The 2,690-nt window shown below is 71.6% G+C and carries 4 protein-coding genes; all 4 read right to left on the bottom strand.

Features of this window, described 5'->3' with window-relative positions; translation table 11 throughout:
* A partial coding sequence (locus tag IJH84_RS16865; RefSeq protein WP_295146082.1) for an isocitrate lyase/phosphoenolpyruvate mutase family protein occupies positions 1-265 on the bottom strand: 265 nt, incomplete at its 3' end.
* 45 nt (positions 266-310) lie between these two features.
* Entirely contained in the window at positions 311-1,078 is a 768-nt protein-coding gene (locus IJH84_RS16860) for an SDR family oxidoreductase (RefSeq protein ID WP_295146080.1), read from the bottom strand.
* Positions 1,071-2,252 (bottom strand): CaiB/BaiF CoA-transferase family protein, encoded by a 1,182-nt coding sequence (locus IJH84_RS16855; protein ID WP_295146078.1) that lies wholly within the window; start codon positions 2,250-2,252, stop codon positions 1,071-1,073. The genes IJH84_RS16860 and IJH84_RS16855 overlap by 8 nt, the downstream gene beginning before the upstream one ends.
* On the bottom strand, positions 2,249-2,690 hold a 442-nt coding region (locus IJH84_RS16850; RefSeq protein WP_295146075.1), incomplete at its 5' end, for an acyl-CoA dehydrogenase. The genes IJH84_RS16855 and IJH84_RS16850, both read right to left, overlap by 4 nt.

The raw sequence follows: 2,690 nt of genomic DNA, 5'->3' as shown, positions 1-2,690 counted from the left end.
GTTCCGCGGCGAACCCGTTCTCCAGGTCCGCCGAGACCGGCACGTCGACCGCTGCCGCGATCTCGGCGGCGGCGTGCAACGCCGACTCGCGGTTCAAGCCGCCGTCCGGCAGTCCCCGGGCGGCGGCCGCACCGCTGCTGGTCGTCGCAAGCGCCGAGAACCCGAGCGACTGCATGATCTTCGCCGCGCCCGCGTCCGGCGGGTTCGGCATGAGCAGCACGTCACCGCGGTGGTGCAGCGCTCTGAAGGTGTCCACGAGGGCCATGCCCGCAGCATACGTTTCCCGGTGACGGCACCGAGCTTCGCAGGCTCAAGCCTTGGGACCGCCGGCGACGTAGAGGATCTGCCCGGACACGAAGCCGGACCGCTCGTCGGCGAAGAACGACACCGCGTTGGCGATGTCGTCCACCTCACCCGCTCTGCGCACCGGGATCGCCTCGGCGCGGTCGGCCGCGTACTGCTCCCACGGCACGCCGATGCGCTGCGCGGTCGCTTTGGTCATGTCGCTGGCGATGAAGCCGGGCGCGACGCAGTTCGCGGTCACGCCGAACTTTCCGAGTTCCACGGCCAGCGTCTTGGTGAAGCCTTGCAGCCCGGCCTTCGCGGTCGAGTAGTTCGCCTGACCGCGGTTGCCCAGCGCAGCCGTCGACGAGAGGTTCACGATCCGCCCGTACCCGGCCGCGACCATGTGCTGCTGCACGGCCCTGCTCATCAGGAACGAACCCTTCAGGTGCACGCCCATGACCGCGTCCCAGTCCGGCTCGGTCATCTTGAACAGCAGGTTGTCCCTGGTGATCCCGGCGTTGTTGACCAGCACCGAGGGCGAGCCGAGCACCTCGGCGGTCCGCGCGACGGCGGCATCGACGGCTGCGGCGTCGGAGACGTCGGCACCCACCGCGAGCGAGGTGCCGCCTGCTGCGGCGATCGCAGCGGCGGTGTCCTCGGCCGCCGCTTCCTCCAGATCGAGCGCGGCGACCGCGAACCCGTCCGCGGCCAGGCGCAGCGCCGTGGCCGCGTCGATTCCCCTGGCCGCGCCGGTCACGATCGCCACGCGCTGCGCGGACAGCTGCTCAGCCATCAACGTCCCCTCCGCTGTCGGGTTGATCATCGAGTTCCAGTTCAGCGAGGATCGCCGCGTTGTGCTCGCCGAGCGCCGGGATCCGCCCCATCGGCAGTTCGGCGTCGCGGAACGTCATCGGCGGCAGCACCCCGCGGATCTCGCCCGCTTCGGTCGGCACCGTGCGCCACCGGTCCCGCTCGGCGAGCTGGGGATGCTCGGCCAGTTCCGCGGTGCCGTTGATCTGAGCGGCGGGGATGCCCGCGGCCGCGAGCCGCTCGTCGAGTTCGGCCGTGGCGAACCGCGCGGTGCACGCAGCCACCAAGGCGTCGCACTCGGCCCGGTTGCGCACCCGGTCGACGTTGGTGGCGAACCGCGGATCTTCCGCATGTTCCGGGGCGCCGAAGACTTCCGTCACCAGCCGGCGCCATCCGCGGTCGTTCTGCACCCCGATGAGGATCTGCCCGTCCGCGGTCGGATAGGCGTCGTACGGCGCGATCGCCGCGTGGCTCAGTCCCATCCGCGGGATCTGCGCGCCGCCGTAGAGCTGCATGTAGAGCGGATGGCCCATCCACTCGACGGCCGCGTCGAACATCGACACGTCGACCACGCCGCCTGCACCGGTGCGTTCGCGCCGCAGCAACGCGCTCATCGCGGACATCGCCGCGTAGAGACCGGCGCCGATATCGGCGTTGGGCACTCCGGTCTTGGACGGCGTCTCCGGTGTGCCGGTCACCGCGACCATCCCGGTCTCGGCCTGCACGAGCATGTCGTAGGCCTTCCGGTCGCGGCGCGGTCCGCCGGTCCCGTAGCCGGAGATGTTGACCACGACCAGCCGCGGGTGCGCGGCCCGCAAGGTCTCGCCGTCCAGCCCGAGCCGTTCGAGCGCTCCCGGCGCGGTGTTGTGCAGGAACACATCGGCCCGGGCGATGAGTTCGCGGGCGGCGCGCAGCCCGCCGTCCGACTTCAGGTCGATCGCCAGCGATTCCTTACCGCGGTTGAGCCAGGCGAAGTGGGTGGACAAACCGTGCACCGCGGCGTCGTAGTCGCGGGCGAAGTCGCCCTGCCCCGGCCGCTCGATCTTGATCACGCGGGCGCCGAGATCGGCGAGGTGGCGGCTGGCCAGCGGCCCCGCGACGGCCTGCTCCAGCGCGACGACGGTGGTTCCGGCCAGCGGCAGCTCTCCGGTGGTCACGAGCCGCGCACCGCCTGGCGCACCAGTCCCCCACCGACGATGAGCCGCTGGATCTCGCTGGTGCCTTCGTAGAGCCGCAGCAACCGCACATCGCGGTAGATCCGCTCGACCGGGATCTCGCGCATGTAGCCGGCGCCGCCGTGCACCTGCACGGCCGAGTCGGCGACCCTGCCCGCCATCTCGGTGCAGAACAGCTTCGCCGCGGAAGGGCCGATGCGGCGGTCCTCGCCGCTGACGTGGGCGCGCGCCGTTTCGCGGACCATGGCGCGACCGGCGAGGACATCTGTCTGCTGATCGGCCAGCACCGCCTGCACCAGCTGGAATTCGCCGATGCGCCGACCGCCTTGGGTGTTCGTGGCGGCGTGGGACACGGACTCGTCGAGGGCGCGCTGGGCGGCGCCGACCGCGAGCGCGGCGATGTGCACCCTCCCGCGCGCC

Origin of the sequence: Saccharopolyspora sp. (assembly GCF_017434145.1) — a bacterium.
In the GTDB taxonomy this organism is placed as follows: Bacteria; Actinomycetota; Actinomycetes; order Mycobacteriales; family Pseudonocardiaceae; genus Saccharopolyspora_C; species Saccharopolyspora_C galaxeae.
The sequence above is the reverse complement of the archived record's forward strand: the minus strand, read 5'-3'. Positions and strand labels throughout refer to the sequence as shown.